Origin of the sequence: Bacillus sp. PS217, assembly GCF_037963535.1 — a bacterium.
Taxonomy (GTDB): domain Bacteria; phylum Bacillota; class Bacilli; order Bacillales; family Bacillaceae; genus Bacillus; species Bacillus subtilis.
In genome coordinates, this window is sequence record NZ_CP150157.1 from 843,439 (window position 1) to 862,845 (window position 19,407).

Below are 19,407 nucleotides of genomic sequence, written 5' to 3' on the forward strand. Positions count from 1 at the left end.
CACACACTAACGGCATATAACATTCCGGAGGTGTCATTATGAGTGATCCTTATATGCCGCTGACTTCAGTCAGAAGCGGAACGGGGTTCGAAGCGGCAAAAGGGGTGCACGGCCTGACTGTGCAAATTGCGAATGTCTATTTTATTCAGCTGCCTTCTGAACCTCACTCATTTGTTTTAATTGATGCCGGCATGCCTCAATCAGCCGGCATGATTGTCAATGAAGCCAAACAAAGATTCGGTGAAGGGTTTCAGCTGAAGGCGATTATCCTCACACACGGGCACTTTGACCATATTGGGGCAATCGAAGAGATCCTTGAGCATTGGGATGTACCTGTTTATGTCCATTCTCGGGAAATGCCCTATGTAACAGGTAAAGAGGATTATCCTCCGGCTCGTCCTGACAGCAAGAGCGGGCTGGTCGCCAAGCTGTCGCCGCTGTTTCCGCGGCATTCCATCGATATTTCCTCACATGTCCAGGCACTGCCGGAAGACGGTTCAGTTCCTTTTCTTGACGAGTGGATATGGATCGCGACACCAGGACACACGCCGGGCCATATTTCGTTATTCCGCGATGACGGACGCGTGCTTGTAGCAGGTGATGCTGTTATTACAGTGGAACAGGAGAAAATGGCTGACGTCTTGATACAAAAACAGGAGCTTCACGGTCCGCCGGCTTATTTCACGCCTGACACAGAGACGGCCGCGGAGTCCATTCTAAAGCTGGCCGGTCTTGAACCGGAAGCGTTATTGACCGGGCACGGCATACCGATGACCGGCAAAAACTTTCGAAGTGACTTAACTGAATTGGCAAATCGGTTATCGTCTATTTGACACCCGCATTACGCGGGTGTTTTTTATTGTTTTCCAGGAAGTTGCAGAAAAATCATTTGTCTTGCCGCTTAAAAACGATACAATGAAAAGCATGAAGTGATGTGAAGGGGAGAGTTTGTTGGAAGAAAAAGAAATACTCTGGAACGAAGCGAAAGCGTTTATTGCCGCATGCTATCAGGAATTGGGAAAGGAGGAGGAGGTGAAAGGCCGTCTCGAGGACATTAAAAGCGAAATTAACCTGACCGGAAGCTATGTACATACGAAGGAAGAGCTGGAGCACGGAGCGAAAATGGCTTGGAGAAACAGCAACCGCTGCATCGGCAGATTGTTCTGGAATTCGCTGAATGTTATTGACAGACGAGACGTCCGGACGAAGGAGGAAGTGCGTGACGCCCTCTTTCACCATATTGAAACCGCCACCAATAACGGGAAAATCAGACCGACCATTACGATTTTCCCTCCGGAAGAGAAGGGTGAAAAGCAAGTCGAGATCTGGAATCATCAGCTGATCCGGTACGCTGGATATGAGTCAGACGGAGAAAGAATCGGCGACCCGGCTTCCTGTTCCCTGACAGCAGCCTGCGAAGAGCTCGGCTGGCGCGGAGAACGAACGGATTTTGACCTGCTGCCGCTCATTTTTCGCATGAAAGGCGACGAACAGCCTGTCTGGTATGAGCTGCCGCGTTCACTTGTGATTGAGGTTCCAATCACACATCCGGACATCGAGGCGTTTTCTGATTTGGAGCTGAAGTGGTACGGCGTGCCTATTATTTCTGATATGAAGCTTGAGGTCGGGGGCATTCATTATAATGCCGCGCCATTTAACGGCTGGTATATGGGCACGGAGATCGGAGCGAGAAACCTCGCAGATGAAAAGCGGTACGACAAGCTCAAAAAAGTAGCGTCCGTGATCGGCATCGCCGCTGATTACAATACGGATTTATGGAAGGATCAAGCGCTAGTTGAATTGAATAAAGCTGTGCTGCACTCGTATAAAAAGCAGGGTGTCAGCATCGTTGACCATCATACAGCGGCAAGCCAGTTTAAACGGTTTGAAGAACAGGAGGAAGAAGCGGGCAGAAAGCTGACGGGGGACTGGATGTGGCTGATTCCGCCAATTTCACCCGCTGCCACTCATATCTTCCACCGCTCCTATGATAACTCAATCGTTAAGCCGAACTATTTTTATCAAGATAAGCCTTATGAGTAAACAATAGAAAATCGATGATGGCCTTCAAGGCTGCGGGATTCAGTCACAGAGATGTCGGTAACCTTTGAGAAAGGGCTTCCGTTCTTTACAGCCTCAACAAACGATTGCAGGGCGTTTTCCGGACCCTCTGCCAAAATCTCGACACGCCCGTCATCACGGTTTTTGACCCAGCCGGCCAGTTTTCGCTTATCAGCTTCCATTTGAACAAAATAGCGAAAGCCCACACCTTGAACCCGGCCGTCTACAATGATTCGGTATTGAAGCATGTAAAAACCACCTTTTCTTTTTATGATAATCAATCATTTTACAACCTGTAAAGGGGATGTGTTTGTATGAAACCAGAGCGCTATTCAGTTCTTTCTCTTAATCTGGGAAAACCGCAGACGCTTGAATATGACGGAAAGAAAATCGAAACCGGCATCATGAAGCAGCCGGCTGAATCAGCCGTCATGCTGTATCGGGAGAATTTTGAAGGAGACGGACAGGCGGACCTTGTCAACCATGGCGGACCTGATAAGGCTGTCTGTGTCTACCCGGCGGAGCATTATCCGTTTTGGGAAGAGTTCCTTTCAAGACCGCTGTCAAATGCCGCATTTGGAGAAAATCTGACGGTCGCGGGCCTGACTGAGGAGAATGTTTGCATCGGGGATGTGTTCAGGCTTGATGAAGCTGTTGTTCAGGTCAGCCAGCCGCGCCAGCCGTGTGTAAAGCTGGCGAAAAAGTTTGGTGTAAAAGAAATCGTGCTGAAGGTCCAGCAAACCGGCTATACAGGGTTTTATTTTCGCGTGCTGGAGGAGGGCAGGGTGTCTCCCGGCGCGAACCTTGAATTGCTGTCCAGAGGAGAGAAGGGCATATCCGTCCAGTTCGCCAACCGCATCAACTACCATGATGCAAAAAATCTCACCGCCATTGAACGGATTTTAAGTGAGGCTGCACTATCGGAAAGCTGGAGAGCGTCCTTTATGAAAAAAAAGGACAGGCTGCTGCCGGTTGAATAGAAAAAAGCCGCGCATATCAACGTGCGCGGCTTTGCCATATTTAAGATTGTTTTTTCTTTGATTCAAGCAGGTTGGCAAGAAAATAGGTTTTATAGCTTTGAAGCTTTCTTCCTTCATGGTGCGTGATCCCCTGCTTTTTTAGTTCTGCCACATACCAGCCTTTACTGCCGTAATGCATGTCAGAAAACTCCTTTCCCTATCTGATTTCGAAACGATTGGCATTGTAACATCTATAAAAAGATGCTGAAAAGAGATACGGGGAAAACTGAGCCTTTCGCACTAGATATACGAATGTTCTTCTGTATGTATATGCGGAGCAAAAGCCGAATATGATTTAATGGCCGGTTAGTTTGATCATGACAACGCCAAATGTCATAATGGCGAAAACAATGCCGATATATGTGAGCATCCCGTTTTTTTTCTTAACGCCGTAAACGGTCATAATGATGCCTTCAATGAAAAAAATGATGCCGAAAATAATAAACCACATGCAGATAAAGGCTCCTTTCACAGACATAATAGTAGTGTAGCATATCTGAAAGAGCCGGGCTGTGACAATATCAAGAAAGCCGGGCGCATATCGCCCGGCTCATGTTTTATTGTTTATCAACCAATTTGACCAGAAGCTGTGCCAAATGTTCTTTCTCATCTTCGTCTGCAACGCTCCAAAGCTCTTGCAGCAGCATTTCTTCACCGTTTTGCGGCTCTTCATGCTTTGCGAGGTAGTCTCCCAGGATCGCAGCGCTTTTTACAAGCTTGCCGTCATCCAATCCCAGCTTTTTGCCTCGGTTGACTTGTTTTTTCAGGTAGCCTTTAAATTCATCAAAGTCTTATAAAATGTCTTCTTTTATTGTGCCATGCATCGCGTTCATTTCGTTTTCAATTTGGATTTTTTCTTGATCTCTGTTCATTGCAAGACCTCCTCGTGCAGAATAATGATGTTTTACCTGCTATTGGAGGAGGTTAAACCTGCCGGAAGCCCGGAATGTGTTTTACAGTTTCGTCAGGATAATCGGTTCATCTTTTGTGATGACGATCGTGTGTTCAACTTGGGCAACCATGCTTTTATCCGGCGTCTTGAACGTCCAGCCGTCTCCAGCTTCAACAATCGTTTCTGCTTTCGTTGAAATAAACGGTTCAAGCGCGATGACTGTGCCATTTTTGAACAGCGCATTATCAAACGGATCATAATAGTTCATGATGTGGTTCGGCGCTTCATGCAGGCTTCGGCCGATTCCGTGGCCGGTCAGGGTTTTGATGACGGTAAAGCCTTGAGAGCGTGCTTCATGATAAACGGCTCTTCCGATCTGGTTTTGGCGCTTGCCCGCTTTTGCCTGCTGAAGCCCCTTTTGAAAAGCGTTTTCCGCGCATTGGCAAAGCTTATGAAGGCGTTCTTCTCCTTCACCGAGCACAAATGAGATGCCTGTGTCGGAATAGAAGCCGCCAAATTCAGCGGAGATGTCGATGTTGACAAGGTCCCCTGCTTTTAAAATTTTGGATGTGCTTGGTATGCCGTGAGCCACTTCATCATTTACGCTGATACATGTCACACCTGGAAAATCGTATTCCTTCTCAGGAGCTGAAACGGCGCCGTGCTCATCAAGCACAGCTTTTCCGATAAGGTCAAGGTCTTTTGTGCTCATGCCGGGCTCTGCCTTCCGCTTCATTTCTTCACGCGCAAGCGCGACGATTCTTCCGATTTTTTTCAGGCCTTCTAATTCTTGATCGTTTGTTACAATCATCTGTCATTCCCGCTTTCTTTTTAAATAATCTAGATTAAGCTTACCACAACTGTCTTAAAAATAGGAAACACACGGACCTGGGAAAAAAGAAATACCCCCCGGGAAAATTGGTATAGATCACTAGATATCTTATATGGTATATTTGAAAAAAAAGGGTATGAGGGGGATGGGTATGCTTTCATTTTTACAAAAACTCGGGAAGTCATTTATGCTCCCGATTGCGGTTCTGCCTGCGGTTGGAATTATCCTTGCGCTTGGCAGAGAGGATGTATTTAATATCCCGTTTGTCTATCAGGCGGGGACGGCGGTTTTTGATCATCTGCCGCTTATTTTTGCGATCGGTATTGCCATCGGCATTTCAAAAGACAGCAATGGGGCAGCGGGTTTATCAGGGGCGATATCGTATCTGATGCTTGACGCGGCAACAAAGACAATTGATAAAACAAATAACATGGCGGTGTTTGGGGGAATTATTGCCGGTTTAATTGCCGGTTACACCTATAACCGCTTCAAGGATACCAAGCTGCCTGAATATCTCGGGTTCTTCAGTGGCAGACGGCTTGTGCCGATTTTAACAGCCATTATTACGATCATTTTAGCGGGCATATTCGGAGTCGTCTGGCCGCCGATTCAATCGTGTATCAACTCGTTTGGAGAGTGGATGCTCGGGCTCGGTGGCATCGGGGCAGGCATATTCGGCCTATTCAACAGGCTGTTAATTCCGCTTGGCCTTCACCATGTGCTGAACAATATTTTCTGGTTCCAATTCGGAGAATATAACGGAGTGACAGGGGATTTGGCGCGCTTTTTCGCGAAAGATCCGACAGCGGGCACATATATGACCGGATTTTTCCCAATCATGATGTTCGGTCTTCCGGCGGCGTGTCTGGCTATGGTTGTGACTGCGAAGCCGTCTAAACGGAAAGCGACGGCTGGAATGATGATTGGATTTGCTTTAACGGCGTTTATCACAGGGATTACGGAGCCGATTGAGTTTGCATTTATGTTTTTATCTCCGCTTTTATACGCTGTTCACGCGGTCTTAACCGGGTTATCTTTATTTATCGTCAACTGGCTCGGCATCCGCTCAGGCTTCTCTTTTTCAGCCGGAGCTATCGATTATGTGCTCAGCTATGGAATCGCGGAAAAACCGCTGCTTCTGCTTTTGGTAGGTATATGCTATGCGGCAGTATACTTTATCGTGTTTTATGTACTGATTAAGGCTTTGAATTTAAAAACGCCTGGACGGGAAGACGATGATGTAGATGAAGTGCTGGATGAAAATACTGTTCAGGATGTAAATGAAAACATCATGCTGAAAGGGCTCGGCGGAAAAGAAAACCTTCAAACCATTGATCATTGCGCCACAAGGCTGCGACTGACTGTGAAGGATACCGCTTTGGTGGATGAAGCGCTGCTAAAGAAAGCAGGCGCAAAAGGGGTTGTCAAATCAGGGGGGCAATCGGTTCAAGTCATTATTGGCCCGAATGTGGAATTTGCGGCGGAAGAATTGAGGGCTGCTGTCAAATAAAAAAGCGGAGAGGTTGCCCTCTCCGCTTTTTCTTATTTATCTTCGTTATCCTTTGACGTTTCGGAAGAATCTTCGTCATGTTTTGTGTAATCATAATCAGAAGGATTCACCTTCTTAAAACCTTTCGGCTCGTAGAACCGCAGCAGGTCTCCGTTTATGATTTTATCGGACATTTCAAGTTCCTTCTTGACGAGCGAGTCTTCTGACTTGTCGACTTCGGATTCATCGAGTTCTTTTCCGGTTTTCGTGTCGTAATACTTACCGGATATTTTCGTGTACTTCGGTGAAATAAAGTCTCCGTTTCGGAATGGAATCACTTCACGGTGTTCTTTCGATAAAATATCAGAACCGGACATCAGATAGTCCTTCGTATCCACTCCGAGCAGATGCAGAATGGTAGGAGCCACATCAACGTCTCCGGCATATTTATGAACTTTCTCGCCCTTCACGCCGGCAGCGTGGATAAAGAGCGGCACCCGTTGAAGCTGGGCGTTGTCGTAATCAGTGATTTCATCCTTGCCAAGCACTTTCGCCATCGCTTTATTGTGGTTTTCAGAGATGCCGTAGTGGTCTCCGTACATCACAATAATCGATTTATCATATAACCCGTCTTTTTTCAGATCATTGAAGAATTGTTCAATGGACTGATCAAGGTAATGGGCTGACTGGAAGTAGTTATCGACGACAGAGTCACCAAAGTCTCCAGCCGGGAAGTCTGTATCTCCCTCATCCATTCCGAATGGGAAGTGGTTAGACAGGGTAATGAACTTCGTATAGAACGGCTGCGGCAGGCTTTCCAGCAGCGGCATTGATTCTTTGAAGAACGGTTTGTCTTTCATGCCGTAGTTTTTCGTGTTTTCTTCGTTCATGTCATAGTAAGCAGAATCAAAGAATTTATCAATGCCTTCCGCTTTGTACATTTCGTTACGGTTCCAGAACGTCTGCGTGTTCCCGTGGAAAGTAGCAGATGTGTAATTCTTAGACTTCAGAATCGCCGGAACGGATTGCAGCGTGTTTTGTGCTTTGTTTACGAAAACTGAACCTTGAGCCAGCGGGTACAGAGAGTTTTCCATCATAAATTCAGCATCAGATGTTTTACCTTGTCCCGTTTGGTGGAAAAAGTTATCAAAGTAGAACGTTTCGTTATCATGTGCCAGTTTATTTAAGAACGGTGTCACTTCTTTGCCGTCAATTTTATAGTCGATGATAAATGACTGCAAAGATTCAAGTGAAACGTAAATGACGTTTTTTCCTTCCGCTTTGCCGAAATACACGTTATTCGGCACATCGTAATTGGCTTTCATGTAGTTTTCCACTTCCGTCACGTCGCTGGAATCGGCAAGCGCGCGCTGGCTGTTGGACTTGATATTCTGTACAGCGTCATAAATCGTGAAATTGTATGTTCCCAAGTATTTCACAAGATAGTTCCGGTCGAATGATCTTGTCAGCAATTCAGGACGGTCTGATTCCGCAACTGCCAGATTGATCAAGAACACAAGAATTGAAGAGGCAAAAATAATTCGGAACGATTTTTTGCTTGACGTTTCGGCAGGCTTGTTTACTTTGATCGCCAAGATGATCAGGATGATCGTATCGATAAAGTAAAAGGCGTCAGTCGGTCTCATCAGCGAAAATGCGCTGTCACCGAGTTGGCCGCCGTTTGTTTTAGCCTGCATAATGACCGGAATTGTAATAAAATCATTGAAAAATCTGTAGTACACAATGTTGGCGTACAGTAAAAAAGACATTAAAAAATGAATCACTATAATGGCTGTCTGCTGTAATTTTTTCTTGAACAAGAGTCCAAAGCCAAGAAAGAACAAGCTTGAGCTAAGAGGATTCACAAAAAGCAATATTTTTTGTATCGTGTTGTCTATTCCTAAGTTGAAGTTCAGGACATAACCGACATACGTTTTGATCCATAACAGGACGACCGCAATTAAGAAGAAGGCCAGTCCTCTTTCTTTTATAAATGTTTTCATTGTTACACTCCTTTTTTCCGATCCAGTTCGAGCGAAACGATAGAAAAAACGAACGTATCCAATATAACACGAATCAGCAGATTAGAAAAGTGAAAATCGTATGATGGAGAAAGTGGCGAAAAACGCCGTCGAATCAACGTTTCGCTTTGATATTACCAAATGTAAAACAAGGTATCTTTCTAGAAATAAAGGAATAAAATGGTACATCGAGAATTGTATGATAAAATATAAGGTATAGATAAAAAGAGGTGAAATGATGGATTTTTCCCATATTGTGTCTGAAGATAAAATTAAGCGCGCCATCAAAGACGGGGACTTTCAAAACCTCCCGGGAATGGGGAAGCCGCTGCCGAAGGATGACGCGGCACACTTGCCGGAATCGCTGCGCATGGGCTATCGTATTTTGAAAAACGCGGGAATGGCAGAGGACGAGGGCGCGCTCAAAAAAGAGCTTATGACCATCGACCATTTAATCGAAAAGTGCTATGACGAAAAAGAACGCGAGCAATTAATCAGAAAAAAATCTGAAAAGCAATTGCTGCTTGATAAGCTTGTCGACAAAAAAGGCATGTTTTCAAAGCCAGCATCCGCTTTTTATAAGAATAAAGTATATGATCGGCTTGGACGAAACAGACCTTCTTCCAGCTGATTTGTCTTGTCTGCAGGATGGCGATTGATAATAGCCATCCTTTTTATGTTCCAAGTTCTATGTCAAAAGGTTTATGTTTTTCCATCTATGGGAAATGATTCATAAACGAAAAAAGGGTGATGGGATGGAACGACTATTAGTATGGATAGAGCATATATCTGATTGGCTGTGGGGTCCGCCGCTAATCATCCTGCTGACGGGGACGGGCTTGTATTTCACTATTTTGCTGAAAGGTTTTCAATTTCGCTATCCTTTATACATTTTCAAACAGACAATCGGCAGCGTAGGAAAAAAGCCGAAGGGAGAAGGCACAGTCACACCGCTTCAGGCATTGACCTCAGCCCTCAGTTCAACGATCGGTGCAGCGAACATTGTCGGTGTGCCCGCCGCTATTATGTTTGGAGGGCCAGGAGCGGTTTTTTGGATGTGGCTTATTGCCTTATTTGCCATGGCGATTAAGTTTTCTGAAAGTGTTCTTGCTGTTCATTATAGAGAAAAAAATGAGCAGGGTGAATACGTCGGGGGACCGATGTATTACATAACAAAAGGGCTGCGCATGAAATGGCTCGGCGTATTCTTCTCTGTTGCGCTGATTGTGGAGCTGATTCCCAGCATTATGGTTCAGGGAAATTCGGTTTCAGTCTCGCTTGCCGAGACGTTTTCTTTCAATAAAATATACGCAGGAATCGGAATTGCATTTTTGATTGGGTTAGTGGTGATAGGAGGGGTAAAGCGGATCGGAAAAGTAACAGAGTTTGTCGTGCCTCTTATGGCAGGGGCATACGCAGGTGCCGGTCTCCTGATTGTTCTCATGAATCTATCATCAGTGCCGGCGTTTTTCTCTCTCGTTTTTTCAAATGCGTTTACCTCTTCTTCAGCAGTTGGAGGGTTCGCAGGTGCTGCGTTGGCGGAAACCGTTCGCTGGGGATTTGCCCGCGGGCTGTATTCTAATGAAGCCGGGATGGGAACAGCCCCGATTGCACATGCGGCAGCAATGACTGATCATCCTGTGCGGCAAGGGTTTTGGTCTGTGATCGGCATTGTCATTGACACCTTGATCATCTGCACGACCACCGCTTTTGTCGTTCTTGCATCTGGTGTCTGGACAGGGAAGAACGCCTCAATTGACCCGGCAGCACTGACGACGGCTGCATTTCAGCATTATTTCGGTTCTGGCGGAGGGTACTTCGTTTCGGTTTCCCTAGTCTTCTTTGTCGTATCAACCATTATGGTTGTCATTTTTTACGGCGTAAAGCAAGCTGAATTTCTGTTCGGGCGGCTGGCAGGACACGTGATCAAATTCGTTTATTTAGCGGCTATTATCATAGGTGCCGCAGGCGGAGCAAAAGCCATTTGGGGTTTTTTGGACTTAGCATTGGCTTTTATTCTCGTTCCAAATGTGATTGCGCTGTTGTTATTGAGCAGAAAGGTAAAAGCGCTGTACACCGAATTCTTTACATCTGAACAGTACTACCTGAAAGATATAAGAAAAACAAAACAGAATCCTGTTTATCAAACAAAAGAAGCTAAAAACTCCTAGTGCTTTGCTTTGGCGCCGAACACCGCTTTGCTTTTTATGATCAAATAAATGAGTAAAGGCAGCAAAAGAGAAATCACTACATTAATAATTGGTTTAATTCTGTTAAAGTCGATTAGCTGATTTGTATTTAAAAAAAACCAAAAGCTGCATACGACTGAGAGCATGCCGATTGGTGTATACATGGCTTTCGGGTCGATTTTTGAGTGTAAAAACGAAAGGCCGTATACCACGATATATAGGGAACCTGCTATCTTCACCATAATGACTGGAATCCAAAAAGCCGCGATGATCAGGTCTGAGCGATCCAGAAAATCCGTAATGCGGATCTGCCTGATGACCATATAAGCAGGATCAAAGAAAGTAGATGTCAGGTTGGGACCAAAGACAGAAATTGAAGAAAATAACATCACGGCCAGCAATAAAGCGCCCAGCAGTATCGCGAAAATGGTGTATTTTAGCGGGACGCTCCGGTTTGAGAAGAGAAGCGGAAGGATAATCAATTCCCCCATTGTCCCAAACGCGTAATAGCCTGATTGAAGATATGGGATTAGACCTTCAAAAACAGGCGTCAAGTTTTGAAGCTCAATTTGTGTGGCCAGCGTAAATGGAAGGAACAAGACCAGGAAGCCGAATGGAAATAGGAATATCTGCGCCATTCTGGTCAATGTTTCTTTTCCCTCTCTGGCAATACAGATCGCCACAAAGATAATAACACCGCCAAGAACAGCCATTGGTGTTCTCGGGAGAAATAAAATGTTAATCAAATTGATGAAAAAACGTATATCATGAGCATTGATTAACAGGAAATACAAAGAAAACAGTAAAATGATAATCCGGCCTGCGATTGGTGAGGAATCGCTCAGCAGCTCATAGATATTTTTATCCTGATGCTTTTTCATCAGCCTATGCATGAGCCAGAGTGCCGGAATCACGATGACAACGCCGAGGATATAGCTGTGCCAGGCATTTTGTTTTGCTGATTCGATCATGAGAATCGGAGCATGCTTTAATCCGACTGCTAACGTATACAGAGCTCCGAAAAATAATCCTTGGTATGCAGAGGTCTTGTCCATAAAGCACATCCTTTCTGTCATGTTCAAAACGGAATATATTTAAACAGGTGCCCCAGCCGCGGAAGCAGGGGATTCACTCTCATATAAATCCATAGAAAAGCACTTCCTGCAATCAGCAGGCTGAAGGCCCATTTTGTTAGATTGTTAGCGGAACGAAAATTCTTCCATTCATATGCGTATATGGCAATGCACACAATCAATGTCTGTACGATATAGCTGATCATGCTGACGCACCTCCATTAATGGCTGATCGTTTTGTATAGGACACCGCCCTGCTCAATCGTCACAATTGGGACGACGTGAACCTCCATATCCTTATATACCTCTTCCCATTCCTTTTTCAGCAGATTCTTCGTGGTTGCCGTGCTTCTGATGGTCCTGTCTTGAAAGCCGGCCGGGTCCGCCTTTAGCTTTTGCAAACGATGAACGGTGCTGATCACGTCCTTCTTTATGGTTCTGTTTAATGCTTTTTGAATGATGTAATACTGGTCATTTTCTCTCGTCTCATAGGTTGATTGGTTTTCCATAATAATTCCTTTGGCTCTGATCTCGATTGTCATTGACAGCTTTCCGTTTTTTTCAGCGGCATGAAAGGATACATTGGACTTTTGAAGCTGAATGGATGCTTGTCCCATTTGATTCGGCAGGTCTACTATGAATTCTGGCTGGCGGGCTTGATTCAGCAACATCAGGGCTGCTGTCATGTGTACATCTTTGAAAATATCCATCAATCTGTCCTTTTTAAAGATCGCAAGCCCGTCAATTTTCAAATTAGATTTGCCTTTCCCTCCAGGTTTTGTTTTAGATGCAGAGATGACCGGTGCATACGGATCACTGCCTATTTCTACTAGATCAGACATGAATCTGCTTAAGAAAACGGGCCGGCTCGTTGCGATAATGGCCAGCTCCCGAATCATTTCCGCCGGAAACTGTTCAAGCTGAACATCGGTGTTTAAAATGTCCCGCGCTTCTCCCCGGCTGACTAAAATGAGCGCCGTTAATCTGTTCTGCGGATTTCGCGTTAAAATATCAAAGACTGGGGCAACGCCGTCTCTCGCCATATCCTCTCCAATAATGACTGTACGTCTGTGGGACGTATTGATTGTCCGTGACAAGGAGGTTTGCAGCTTGTTGTTCGCTTCTCTGATCGTAGTGCCGGAAGCTGAATCAACATACCATGTTTTTGAACCGGCAGTTCCGCCGCCGCCCCCTGTTTGTCCGCCTAATTGACCGACCAAGGGAATCTGCATGGCCACTCGATACTGATCTTTTTTCTTATCAATGGCTGAGCTGACAACAAATGCAATGTCATTGATTTCTGTCCGGTCCCAGCACCCCGTTAGAAGGATACAAATGAGAAGCGGCAAAACACACTTATATATTGTTTTCTTCATCTTTTGGGTCCTCTCTTTTCGCTCCCTTCTGTCCGTTGCCGCGCGAATACGTGCCCGGCCTTCTGGTCATCGTCCACCAAGGCGCCCTGACAAAAATATCTTTTACTTCATCTCGTTTAAACGGAGAAATCCCGGATAAATAAGGAATACCGAAAGATTGCAGCTTGCATAAATGGAGCACTAAGATAATCGTGCCAAGCATAATGCCGAAAATCCCGAAAATACTCGCCAAAAACATAAGCGGGAAACGAAGCATCCTGATGGAGATAGCTAAGTTAAACCGCGGAATTGTAAATGACGCGATCCCTGTTAACGATACGATGATCACCATGGGGGCAGACACAATTCCCGCTTCAACAGCGGCTGTCCCAATGACTAGGGCCCCGAGAATACTGACGGTCTGGCCGATGGTTTTCGGCAGGCGCACTCCCGCCTCACGGAGAGCCTCAAAAGAAATTTCCATAATCAATGCTTCTATGATGGCGGGGAAAGGAATCGGTTCACGAGCGGAGGCCACACTGAACATTAAGTTTGTCGGCATTAAGTCCTGATGGTATGTAATAACGGCAACATAAATAGCCGGCAAATATAAAGCAACGAATAAAAACATATAGCGAAGCCAGCGGATTAAGTTAGACATCAAATAACGCTCATAGTAATCTTCACTGGCCTGCATAAGCTGCCAAAACGTAATCGGGCCTGTTAAGACAAAGGGCGTATTATCTGTGAAAATGGCAAATCGGCCTTCGAGAAGCTGGGCGGCGACGGTGTCCGGCCTTTCTGTGTATTGCAGCTGGGGGAATGGCGAGTACGTGTCGTCTTCGATAAACTCTTCAATATATCCGCTTTCTAAGACAGCATCAATCTTTATCTTTTTGATTCTTTTTTTTACTTTGTCAATGACCTTTGGATCGGCAAGCCCGTCAATATAGGCCAAGACAACATCGGTTTTGGTTTTCGTGCCGATTTTAAACGAGATCATTTTAAGCTGAAACGTTTTGACGCGAAAGCGCACAAGCGCGGTATTGACCCTGAGGCTTTCAGTGAAGCCCTCTCTTGACCCTCTGATGGTCGATTCTGTTATCGGCTCTTCAATGCTTCTTCTTTGTCCGCCTTTTATATTTAAGATCAGCCCTTTTGAGTGCCCGTCGGCAAATAAAACCGCGTTCCCCTCAATGATGGATGCAGCTACTTTGCTCATACTCGTTTCTGTTGCAACACTTGAAATTGATAGAGTATTTTGCAGCGCCTCTTCATGTTCATCTACTTGATCCGTCAAATGCATTAAGAAAGGGCGGAGGGCGTGATCCTGAATATGTTCAGATTTTACAATTCCTTCGATATAAACAATAAATCCGCACAGCCCGTTTCCAAAGTCAAATTGTCTAAATACGATGTCTGAGCAGCCTTCTGTTAATAAGGTCAGATTATCGAGGTTTTCCTTCAAATTGGGAGAGATCGGTCTGTCCTGATTGTCTTCAAGCTCTTTGATGAGCTGAAGCGCTTTGTCGCGTATATTCATAGAGGCTCACCCTGCTTTTTAATGTCACAATAAGTGCTTGTGACTTTTAGGGTAACCTTGTCTGTTTCATATATTCCAGACTAGGATGAAAGCGCTATAAAAAAGTGTTGACTACCTGTATATACAGGAATACAATATGATTATAAGTTGTATATACAAGTTATAAAAACGGATACGGAGGGGTTGGCATGGGGGAACTGAACAAATCGGCACGTCAGATTGTCGAAGCAGTCGGCGGTGCTGAAAATATTGCAGCGGCAACTCATTGTGTTACACGTTTGCGTTTTGCTTTAATAGATGAAAGCAAGGTTGACCAAGAGATGCTTGATCAAATTGATGTGGTAAAGGGATCATTCTCGACAAACGGACAGTTTCAGGTCGTAATCGGCCAGGGAACTGTCAATAAAGTATATGCTGAACTGGTTAAGGAAACGGGGATTGGCGAGTCAACAAAGGATGAAGTGAAGAAGGCCTCAGAAAAAAATATGAATCCTTTGCAGCGTGCTGTGAAAACGCTTGCAGATATTTTTATTCCAATATTGCCTGCGATTGTCACGGCGGGTCTTTTAATGGGGATCAATAACATTTTAACGGCGGAAGGCATTTTCTTCAGCACAAAATCGATTGTGCAGGTTTATCCGCAGTGGGCGGATCTTGCTAATATGATTAACCTGATTGCAGGCACGGCCTTTACGTTTTTGCCTGCGTTAATCGGATGGTCTGCCGTCAAGCGGTTCGGCGGCAATCCGCTTCTCGGCATTGTGCTCGGGGTTATGCTCGTGCATCCTGATTTGCTGAATGCGTGGGGATATGGCGCCGCAGAACAAAGCGGAGAGATCCCGGTATGGAATCTATTCGGCCTAGAGGTGCAGAAAGTCGGCTATCAGGGCCAGGTGCTCCCAATTTTGCTTGCTTCTTATATGCTGGCGAAGATTGAGGTATTTTTAACAAAACGCACACCTGAGGGCATACAGCTGCTCGTTGTCGCACCAATTACGCTTCTCTTAACAGGATTTGCCTCTTTTATCATTATCGGCCCGATTACATTTGCGATCGGTAATGTACTGACTTCAGGGCTTATCTCGGTGTTTGGTTCTTTTGCCGCACTGGGCGGTCTGTTATATGGCGGTTTCTACTCAGCGCTCGTGATTACCGGTATGCATCACACGTTTCTTGCAGTCGACCTGCAGCTCATCGGTTCAAAGCTCGGCGGCACCTTTTTATGGCCGATGCTGGCGCTTTCTAATATCGCACAAGGTTCGGCGGCTCTGGCCATGATGTTTATCGTGAAGGATGAGAAACAAAAAGGCCTCTCCCTCACATCAGGGATTTCTGCTTATCTTGGCATTACAGAGCCTGCCATCTTTGGGGTGAATCTGCGATACAGATTCCCGTTTATCATTGCAATGGTCAGCTCTGGCCTGGCCGGAATGTATATTTCTTCTCAAGGTGTGCTGGCAAGCTCCGTCGGTGTCGGCGGCGTGCCGGGGATTTTCTCAATCATGAGCCAGTACTGGGGCGCGTTTGCAATCGGGATGGCTATTGTATTGATCGTGCCGTTTGCCGGAACATACGCGTATGCGAGATTCAAACATAAATAACAAGTGGGGAGCGGGACGTGTTGAACGTTCCCTTTTCCCGTTTTCAATTTAAATATGGTGGTGGAGACAGATGAAAACAGAACAAACGCCATGGTGGAAAAAAGCTGTGGTTTATCAAATTTATCCGAAAAGCTTTAACGATACGACGGGAAACGGTGTCGGCGATTTGAACGGCATTATTGAAAAGCTGGATTACTTAAAAACACTTCAAGTGGATGTGCTATGGCTGACGCCGATTTATGATTCTCCTCAGCATGATAATGGGTACGATATTCGTGATTATTACTCGATTTATCCTGAATACGGAACGATGGAGGATTTTGAGCGGCTAGTGTCCGAAGCACATAAAAGAGACTTGAAAGTCGTCATGGATCTTGTTGTCAATCATACGTCAACAGAGCACAAATGGTTTCGCGAGGCGATTTCTTCCATAGACAGCCCGTACCGTGATTTTTATATATGGAAAGACCCGCAGGAAAACGGTTCTCTTCCGACGAACTGGGAATCGAAATTCGGGGGATCGGCATGGGAACTTGATGAAGCGTCGGGCCAATACTATTTGCATCTGTTTGACGTGACACAGGCTGATTTGAATTGGGAAAATGAAGAGGTCAGAAAGCATGTCTATGACATGATGCATTTTTGGTTTGAAAAGGGAATAGACGGCTTCAGGCTTGATGTCATCAACCTGATTTCTAAAGATCAGCGCTTTCCGAATGCGGAGGACGGCGGCGACGGCCGCTCTTTTTACACTGACGGGCCGCGAGTGCACGAATTTCTGCATGAAATGAACGAAAAGGTGTTTTCACATTACGACAGCATGACGGTCGGTGAGATGTCTTCAACAACCGTAGACCACTGCATCCGGTATACGAATCCTGACAATAAAGAACTTGATATGACTTTCAGCTTCCATCATCTCAAGGTTGACTATCCCAACGGCGAAAAATGGGCCTTGGCGCCGTTTGACTTTTTGAAGCTGAAGGAGATCCTATCCGACTGGCAAACGGGGATGCACGCAGGAGGGGGATGGAACGCTCTGTTCTGGTGCAATCATGATCAGCCGCGCGTTGTATCAAGATATGGAGATGATGGCGCATATAGGGTGAAATCGGCGAAAATGCTTGCTACGGCCATTCATATGATGCAGGGCACGCCTTATATTTATCAGGGCGAGGAGCTGGGAATGACGAATCCGAAGTTTACTGACATCAGTTCCTATCGGGATGTCGAATCGCTGAACATGTATCACGCCTTTAAGGAAAAAGGAATGGCTGATCAAGAGATCACAGCCATTTTGCAGGCGAAATCCCGTGACAATTCCAGAACCCCCGTTCAGTGGGATGCTACGGAGAATGGCGGTTTTACAACGGGCACCCCATGGATACCGGTTGCAGGAAATTATCGGGAAATCAATGCTGAAGCGGCGCTGAGGGATCAAAATTCGGTGTTTTACCATTATCAAAAATTGATTCAGATTCGCAAAATGTATGACATTGTGACAGAGGGAACGTATGAGTTAATCGCAAAGGATGACCCGAACATTTTTGCGTATCTCAGACACGACAGCAATGAAAAGCTGCTCGTGATCAATAATTTTTACGGGACAGAGGCGGCCTTTACACTGCCGGACTCTTTAGCGCCTGGCGAATGGAAGGCAGAGGTGCTGTTGACGAACGATGAAGCAAGGGAAGGGCTTCAGAACATGACGCTTCGCCCGTATGAGTCCATTGTTTATCGTTTAACGAAACCGTGTTAAACTAAGCTGGGTGGTCCATAATGAAGGTGAATAAATTCATCACAATTTATAAAGACATCGCACAGCAAATTGAAGGCGGCCGATGGAAAGCGGAGGAGATTCTTCCGTCTGAACATGAGTTGACCGCACAGTACGGTACATCAAGAGAAACGGTCCGAAAGGCGCTTCATATGCTCGCGCAAAACGGTTATATCCAGAAAATCAGGGGAAAAGGCTCCGTCGTGCTCAATCGTGAAAAAATGCAGTTTCCCGTTTCGGGCCTTGTCAGCTTCAAGGAGCTCGCGCAAACGCTTGGCAAAGAAACGAAAACAACTGTACACAAATTCGGGCTGGAGCCTCCGTCAGAGCTGATCCAAAAACAGCTCCGGGCCAATCTGGATGACGACATCTGGGAAGTCATCAGGTCTAGAAAGATTGACGGGGAACATGTGATTTTGGACAAGGATTACTTTTTCAGAAAGCATGTCCCTCACCTGACGAAAGAAATTTGTGAAAACTCCATATATGAATATATAGAAGGAGAGCTAGGTCTTTCGATCAGTTACGCCCAAAAAGAAATTGTCGCCGAGCCGTGTACGGACGAGGACAGAGAGCTGCTCGATTTACGCGGCTATGACCATATGGTCGTGGTGAGAAACTACGTCTTTTTGGAGGATACCAGTTTGTTTCAATATACGGAAAGCAGACACCGTCTCGACAAATTCCGATTTGTTGATTTTGCGCGGCGGGGGAAATGAGAGAGGCGCCTGCCTGCGGCAGCGCGCTTTTTTGTTTGGTATCAAAATTGATACTATCCAACAAAAATGTGCGTACTTTTACTTTTTATCATAATGGCTACAATAGAGATGAGAGTAACCTAAAGGAGAGGTGTTTTACATGGCAGATCTAAAGAAACAAATTCTGGATGCATACAATTTCAGGCATGCGACTAAGGAATTTGACCCGAATAAAAAAGTGTCAGACAGCGATTTTGAATTTATTTTAGAAACAGGAAGACTGTCTCCGAGCTCACTCGGCCTTGAGCCTTGGAAATTTGTCGTCGTCCAAAATCCGGATTTCCGCGAGAAGCTTCGTGAATACACATGGGGCGCGCAAAAGCAGCTGCCGACCGCAAGCCATTTCGTCCTGATTCTTGCGCGTACAGCGAAGGATATCAAATATAATGCGGACTACATCAAACGTCATTTAAAAGAAGTAAAACAAATGCCTCAAGACGTGTACGAAGGCTATTTAAGCAAAACAGAAGAATTCCAGAAAAACGATTTGCATTTGCTTGAAAGTGACAGAACATTGTTTGACTGGGCATCAAAACAAACCTATATCGCGCTTGGCAACATGATGACTGCCGCTGCGCAAATCGGTGTTGATTCCTGCCCGATAGAAGGCTTCCAGTACGATCACATTCACCGTATTCTTGAAGAAGAAGGCCTTCTGGAAAACGGAAGCTTCGATATTTCTGTGATGGTGGCATTTGGCTACCGAGTGAGAGACCCTCGTCCGAAAACAAGATCTGCTGTTGAAGATGTTGTGAAGTGGGTTTAAATAAAGAAAGCTGCTCGCTTAGCGAGCAGCT

Annotated in this window: 20 protein-coding genes and 1 pseudogene; 11 read left to right on the top strand and 10 right to left on the bottom strand. The window is 45.5% G+C overall.

The window, feature by feature from the left end:
- The first annotated feature begins 38 nt into the window (after window positions 1–38).
- Entirely contained in the window at window positions 39–833 is a 795-nt protein-coding gene (locus tag NSQ83_RS04375; protein ID WP_069322451.1) for an MBL fold metallo-hydrolase, read from the top strand.
- A 118-nt stretch (window positions 834–951) separates the two neighbouring features.
- Window positions 952–2,043 (top strand): nitric oxide synthase, encoded by a 1,092-nt coding sequence (gene nosA, locus NSQ83_RS04380; protein ID WP_033883253.1) that lies wholly within the window; start codon window positions 952–954, stop codon window positions 2,041–2,043.
- On the opposite strand, the gene NSQ83_RS04385 is transcribed toward nosA, so the two are convergent.
- On the bottom strand, window positions 2,034–2,309 hold the full coding sequence (locus NSQ83_RS04385) for an acylphosphatase (protein ID WP_003243829.1): 276 nt from the start codon (window positions 2,307–2,309) through the stop codon (window positions 2,034–2,036). The genes nosA and NSQ83_RS04385 overlap by 10 nt on opposite strands.
- A gap of 66 nt (window positions 2,310–2,375) precedes the next feature.
- Here NSQ83_RS04385 and NSQ83_RS04390 point away from each other — a divergent pair, with 66 nt between their 5' ends.
- On the top strand, window positions 2,376–3,041 hold the full coding sequence (locus tag NSQ83_RS04390) for an MOSC domain-containing protein (protein ID WP_198878921.1): 666 nt from the start codon (window positions 2,376–2,378) through the stop codon (window positions 3,039–3,041).
- A 40-nt stretch (window positions 3,042–3,081) separates the two neighbouring features.
- Here NSQ83_RS04390 and NSQ83_RS04395 read toward each other — a convergent pair whose 3' ends face one another.
- The 4 genes and pseudogenes from NSQ83_RS04395 to map all read right to left on the bottom strand — a co-directional run bounded on the left by NSQ83_RS04395 (window position 3,082) and on the right by map (window position 4,783).
- On the bottom strand, window positions 3,082–3,219 hold the full coding sequence (locus NSQ83_RS04395) for a YflJ family protein (RefSeq protein ID WP_003233704.1): 138 nt from the start codon (window positions 3,217–3,219) through the stop codon (window positions 3,082–3,084).
- Window positions 3,220–3,375: 156 nt separating this feature from the next.
- Window positions 3,376–3,531: a hypothetical protein gene (locus NSQ83_RS04400; protein ID WP_003244572.1), complete on the bottom strand. Its 156-nt coding sequence runs from the start codon at window positions 3,529–3,531 to the stop codon at window positions 3,376–3,378.
- A 106-nt stretch (window positions 3,532–3,637) separates the two neighbouring features.
- A pseudogene (locus NSQ83_RS04405) lies at window positions 3,638–3,952 on the bottom strand (DUF3243 domain-containing protein).
- A gap of 81 nt (window positions 3,953–4,033) precedes the next feature.
- The gene (gene map, locus NSQ83_RS04410) at window positions 4,034–4,783 is read right to left on the bottom strand and encodes a type I methionyl aminopeptidase (RefSeq protein ID WP_003233698.1); all 750 of its coding nucleotides are present in this window, start codon (window positions 4,781–4,783) and stop codon (window positions 4,034–4,036) included.
- A 172-nt stretch (window positions 4,784–4,955) separates the two neighbouring features.
- Here map and nagE point away from each other — a divergent pair, with 172 nt between their 5' ends.
- On the top strand, window positions 4,956–6,314 hold the full coding sequence (nagE, locus tag NSQ83_RS04415; RefSeq protein ID WP_003243372.1) for an N-acetylglucosamine-specific PTS transporter subunit IIBC: 1,359 nt from the start codon (window positions 4,956–4,958) through the stop codon (window positions 6,312–6,314).
- 32 nt (window positions 6,315–6,346) lie between these two features.
- Here nagE and ltaS read toward each other — a convergent pair whose 3' ends face one another.
- Window positions 6,347–8,296 (bottom strand): lipoteichoic acid synthase, encoded by a 1,950-nt coding sequence (ltaS, locus tag NSQ83_RS04420; RefSeq protein ID WP_003233694.1) that lies wholly within the window; start codon window positions 8,294–8,296, stop codon window positions 6,347–6,349.
- A gap of 100 nt (window positions 8,297–8,396) precedes the next feature.
- Between ltaS and NSQ83_RS04425 the strand changes: the two genes are divergently transcribed.
- The 3 genes from NSQ83_RS04425 (at window position 8,397) to NSQ83_RS04435 (ending at window position 10,485) form a co-directional block, all read left to right on the top strand.
- Complete coding sequence (locus NSQ83_RS04425) at window positions 8,397–8,534, top strand: hypothetical protein (RefSeq protein WP_072557053.1); 138 nt, start codon at window positions 8,397–8,399, stop codon at window positions 8,532–8,534.
- An 18-nt stretch (window positions 8,535–8,552) separates the two neighbouring features.
- A complete protein-coding gene (locus NSQ83_RS04430) occupies window positions 8,553–8,945 on the top strand; it encodes a DUF1992 domain-containing protein (protein ID WP_003233692.1) in 393 nt (130 codons plus the stop codon).
- 124 nt (window positions 8,946–9,069) lie between these two features.
- Window positions 9,070–10,485: a sodium:alanine symporter family protein gene (locus NSQ83_RS04435; protein ID WP_015252561.1), complete on the top strand. Its 1,416-nt coding sequence runs from the start codon at window positions 9,070–9,072 to the stop codon at window positions 10,483–10,485.
- Here the strand turns inward: NSQ83_RS04435 and NSQ83_RS04440 are convergent.
- From NSQ83_RS04440 to NSQ83_RS04455, 4 genes are read right to left on the bottom strand one after another with little or no spacing between them, the layout of a single operon-like run.
- Window positions 10,482–11,558, bottom strand: a complete 1,077-nt coding sequence (locus NSQ83_RS04440; RefSeq protein ID WP_088467577.1) for an endospore germination permease — start codon at window positions 11,556–11,558, stop codon at window positions 10,482–10,484. The two genes, NSQ83_RS04435 and NSQ83_RS04440, sit on opposite strands and share 4 nt — an antisense overlap.
- Before the next feature lie 23 nt (window positions 11,559–11,581).
- Window positions 11,582–11,782, bottom strand: a complete 201-nt coding sequence (locus NSQ83_RS04445; RefSeq protein ID WP_003233686.1) for a hypothetical protein — start codon at window positions 11,780–11,782, stop codon at window positions 11,582–11,584.
- Window positions 11,783–11,797: 15 nt separating this feature from the next.
- Window positions 11,798–12,952 carry a Ger(x)C family spore germination protein gene (locus tag NSQ83_RS04450; RefSeq protein ID WP_038427525.1) on the bottom strand — a complete coding sequence of 385 codons (1,155 nt, stop codon included), beginning with the start codon at window positions 12,950–12,952 and terminating at the stop codon, window positions 11,798–11,800.
- Window positions 12,933–14,474, bottom strand: a complete 1,542-nt coding sequence (locus tag NSQ83_RS04455) for a spore germination protein (protein WP_173613996.1) — start codon at window positions 14,472–14,474, stop codon at window positions 12,933–12,935. The genes NSQ83_RS04450 and NSQ83_RS04455 overlap by 20 nt, the downstream gene beginning before the upstream one ends.
- A 188-nt stretch (window positions 14,475–14,662) precedes the next feature.
- Between NSQ83_RS04455 and treP the strand changes: the two genes are divergently transcribed.
- From treP to NSQ83_RS04475, 4 genes are all read left to right on the top strand, one after another.
- Window positions 14,663–16,075, top strand: coding sequence for a PTS system trehalose-specific EIIBC component (treP, locus tag NSQ83_RS04460; RefSeq protein ID WP_003233682.1), 1,413 nt, complete (start codon window positions 14,663–14,665; stop codon window positions 16,073–16,075).
- A gap of 70 nt (window positions 16,076–16,145) precedes the next feature.
- Entirely contained in the window at window positions 16,146–17,834 is a 1,689-nt protein-coding gene (treC, locus tag NSQ83_RS04465) for an alpha,alpha-phosphotrehalase (protein WP_161476366.1), read from the top strand.
- Window positions 17,835–17,854: 20 nt separating this feature from the next.
- A complete protein-coding gene (treR, locus tag NSQ83_RS04470; protein WP_003233679.1) occupies window positions 17,855–18,571 on the top strand; it encodes a trehalose operon repressor in 717 nt (238 codons plus the stop codon).
- 139 nt (window positions 18,572–18,710) lie between these two features.
- Window positions 18,711–19,376 carry an NAD(P)H-dependent oxidoreductase gene (locus NSQ83_RS04475; protein ID WP_029726870.1) on the top strand — a complete coding sequence of 222 codons (666 nt, stop codon included), beginning with the start codon at window positions 18,711–18,713 and terminating at the stop codon, window positions 19,374–19,376.
- Window positions 19,377–19,407: the final 31 nt, after the last annotated feature.

Bases quoted from the DNA above. Each gene is read 5' to 3' on its own strand.
- NSQ83_RS04475 (WP_029726870.1), top strand. From the start codon at position 18,711: ATGGCAGATCTAAAGAAACAAATTCTGGATGCATACAATTTCAGGCAT.
- NSQ83_RS04375 (WP_069322451.1), top strand. From the start codon at position 39: ATGAGTGATCCTTATATGCCGCTGACTTCAGTCAGAAGCGGAACGGGG.
- NSQ83_RS04440 (WP_088467577.1), bottom strand. From the start codon at position 11,558: ATGGACAAGACCTCTGCATACCAAGGATTATTTTTCGGAGCTCTGTAT.
- NSQ83_RS04400 (WP_003244572.1), bottom strand. From the start codon at position 3,531: ATGTGGTTTATTATTTTCGGCATCATTTTTTTCATTGAAGGCATCATT.
- NSQ83_RS04385 (WP_003243829.1), bottom strand. From the start codon at position 2,309: ATGCTTCAATACCGAATCATTGTAGACGGCCGGGTTCAAGGTGTGGGC.
- treP (WP_003233682.1), top strand. From the start codon at position 14,663: ATGGGGGAACTGAACAAATCGGCACGTCAGATTGTCGAAGCAGTCGGC.
- NSQ83_RS04445 (WP_003233686.1), bottom strand. From the start codon at position 11,782: ATGATCAGCTATATCGTACAGACATTGATTGTGTGCATTGCCATATAC.
- NSQ83_RS04435 (WP_015252561.1), top strand. From the start codon at position 9,070: ATGGAACGACTATTAGTATGGATAGAGCATATATCTGATTGGCTGTGG.
- nagE (WP_003243372.1), top strand. From the start codon at position 4,956: ATGCTTTCATTTTTACAAAAACTCGGGAAGTCATTTATGCTCCCGATT.
- map (WP_003233698.1), bottom strand. From the start codon at position 4,783: ATGATTGTAACAAACGATCAAGAATTAGAAGGCCTGAAAAAAATCGGA.
- ltaS (WP_003233694.1), bottom strand. From the start codon at position 8,296: ATGAAAACATTTATAAAAGAAAGAGGACTGGCCTTCTTCTTAATTGCG.
- NSQ83_RS04455 (WP_173613996.1), bottom strand. From the start codon at position 14,474: ATGAATATACGCGACAAAGCGCTTCAGCTCATCAAAGAGCTTGAAGAC.
- NSQ83_RS04430 (WP_003233692.1), top strand. From the start codon at position 8,553: ATGGATTTTTCCCATATTGTGTCTGAAGATAAAATTAAGCGCGCCATC.
- treR (WP_003233679.1), top strand. From the start codon at position 17,855: ATGAAGGTGAATAAATTCATCACAATTTATAAAGACATCGCACAGCAA.
- NSQ83_RS04425 (WP_072557053.1), top strand. From the start codon at position 8,397: ATGATGGAGAAAGTGGCGAAAAACGCCGTCGAATCAACGTTTCGCTTT.
- treC (WP_161476366.1), top strand. From the start codon at position 16,146: ATGAAAACAGAACAAACGCCATGGTGGAAAAAAGCTGTGGTTTATCAA.
- NSQ83_RS04390 (WP_198878921.1), top strand. From the start codon at position 2,376: ATGAAACCAGAGCGCTATTCAGTTCTTTCTCTTAATCTGGGAAAACCG.
- NSQ83_RS04450 (WP_038427525.1), bottom strand. From the start codon at position 12,952: ATGAAGAAAACAATATATAAGTGTGTTTTGCCGCTTCTCATTTGTATC.
- NSQ83_RS04395 (WP_003233704.1), bottom strand. From the start codon at position 3,219: ATGCATTACGGCAGTAAAGGCTGGTATGTGGCAGAACTAAAAAAGCAG.